This is a genomic window from Streptomyces sp. 13-12-16 (genome assembly GCF_002114215.1).
Lineage (GTDB): Bacteria > Actinomycetota > Actinomycetes > Streptomycetales > Streptomycetaceae > Streptomyces.
In genome coordinates this window covers 1-2,047 of record NZ_NCTE01001156.1, presented here as the reverse complement: position 1 = coordinate 2,047, position 2,047 = coordinate 1, and the positions used below count along the sequence as shown (strand labels likewise).

Sequence of the window (2,047 nt, the reverse complement as noted above, 5' to 3'; positions counted from 1 at the left end):
CGGGGAGGGGGAGTGGCGACGGTGCGCCGGGACGGCCGAAGGCCCCCGTGCTGGCCGCCGCCGGAATCGCCGGGGTGATCCTGCTCGCCGTACCGCTGCTGATCATGGCCGGCAACGACCGGGACGGGCGGCCCGATGACCACGCCACCGCGGCCGCCGACTCCCGGGAACTGCTCGACGGTCAGGAGGCGCAGCAGCCGCCGGGCGTTTATGTCGCGGAGCCCCCGAAGGACGACGCTCCGGCCGGCTCGCCGAAGGACGAGGAAGGCGACGGCGAGGAGGACGGGAAGAAGACGGAGGACGGGCGGAAGGAGGGGAAGGGCGACGGCGAGGCGTCCCCGGACGGCTCCGGCCCCGTCGCCGACGCGAGCCCGCAGGCCGGCTCGCGGAGCAAGGAGGAGCAGGACACGGCTGAGGCTCCGGCCCGGCGGAGCGAGAGGAAGGCGGACGAGACGGTCACCGTCGCCACCGCCCGGATCGTCAGCGCCGACACCGGCAAGTGCCTCACCGCGAGTTCCCGGGGCGTCGGGGCGGAACTGGTCATCCAGCCCTGTGGGGTCTCGGCGGGCGCTCAGATCTGGTCCTTCCACGACACCGACAGGACCCTGCGCATCGGCGAGGACCTGTGCATGGGACTGGACGGCGGGGCGGTGGAGAAGGAGACGGCCGTCCTGCTGCAGCGGTGCGACGGGTCGAGCGGACAGAAGTTCAAGATCAACGGTACCGAGGACCTGGTGTCGCTCAAGGCCGGCGACAAGTGCGTCGACGTGTGGTGGGGCAAGGAGGCCAACGGCACACCGGTCAAGCTGTGGCCCTGCACCGGCACCGCCAACCAGACCTGGCGGCGCGGCTGACCCCGTCCTCCGGGCGTTCCCGCGCGAGCGCCGGGGCCCTCCCACCGGGCCGGCCGACGCGGTGCCGGCCGGCCTTGCCGACCGGGCCGACGGCCGACGTCGTACCGGACACAGCGAGGCCCCCTCCGGCCGCGAGCAGCGGCGCGGGGGGTGACAGGGCGGGGCATGCGTCTGTACGAAGAACGACTCGGCGTGCCGCACACGTGGTTCTGGCTCGCCGCCCTGCCGGGTGTGATGGCCGCCCTCGTCCTGTTGCCCCTGGGGCCCCTGGCCGCCGCCGGCGGACCGGCGGTCGTGGTGGTCCTCACCGCGCTGGGGCTGCGCTCCTACGGCGCCGCCCGCATTGTTGTGACGGACGGTCACCTCACGGCGGGCTCGATGCGGCTGCCCGTCACCTCCTTGGGGATGACCGGGATCCTGGATGCCGAGGAGGCGTTCCTCTGGCGCACCCGACGGGCGTGCGGCGATGCTGCTGCGCAGCTGCGTCCCGACGGCCGTGCGCGTCGAGACCGACGATCCGGGCTCTCCCGAGCCCTACCTCTACCTTCCACCCGCCAACCGGTCACGCTCCTCGCGGTGCTGTCCTTCGCCCGTCGCTGACGGCCGGGGCGGACGCGGAGCCGGTGGCCGAGGACGAGGACCGGTACGGCCGGGACCTGACGGGGCAGGGCCGCACGCGGTACTCGTCCGTCGGCACGGACTGGACGGAGCCCTCACCGAGGGCACCTTTTCCCGCGTACGGTTCAACGCCTCCCGTCACACCGGGGCGGATCCTCCACGGCTGACACCGGGCCCGCACGGCGCTCACGGAGCGGCCAGGAGCGAAGCGATCCGCCGAACCACCAGGACCACACAAACCTCGACGGCGTCATTGCTTCGTTTGTGTTCGAGTCCTAGGGTGTGGCTGGCTCAGTAGTTGCTCCGTCACCAGTAGTTGTGACGTCCCCCTGCCGTAACGGCTTCCGTCCGGTGGTGCGTCGAGGGGGAGTCCGACGTGCCCTCAGTCCGCGCAGTGCTCTGTCGTACCGAGGAAGGCCACGGTCATGCCGCACCCGCACCCGCACCCGCACCCGTCTCCCGCCGGCCGGTCCCCCCACCCCGGGCGGCCGGTCGTCAGCCGCCGCCGTCTCCTGGAGTCCGGCGCCGCCGTGCTCGGCGCCCTCGCCCTGTCCGCGTCGCCCGGCGCCGCGCAC

At 73.4% G+C, this 2,047-nt stretch carries 1 protein-coding gene and 1 pseudogene; both read left to right on the top strand.

Features of this window, described 5'->3' with window-relative positions; translation table 11 throughout:
* Window positions 1–854 (top strand): RICIN domain-containing protein (locus tag B7767_RS36730; RefSeq protein ID WP_143652842.1); only part of this gene is annotated, 854 nt, incomplete at its 5' end.
* Window positions 855–1,019: 165 nt separating this feature from the next.
* Window positions 1,020–1,341 (top strand): annotated as a pseudogene (locus tag B7767_RS46865) (DUF3093 family protein); the annotation flags it as partial.
* Between the last annotated feature and the right edge of the window lie 706 nt (window positions 1,342–2,047).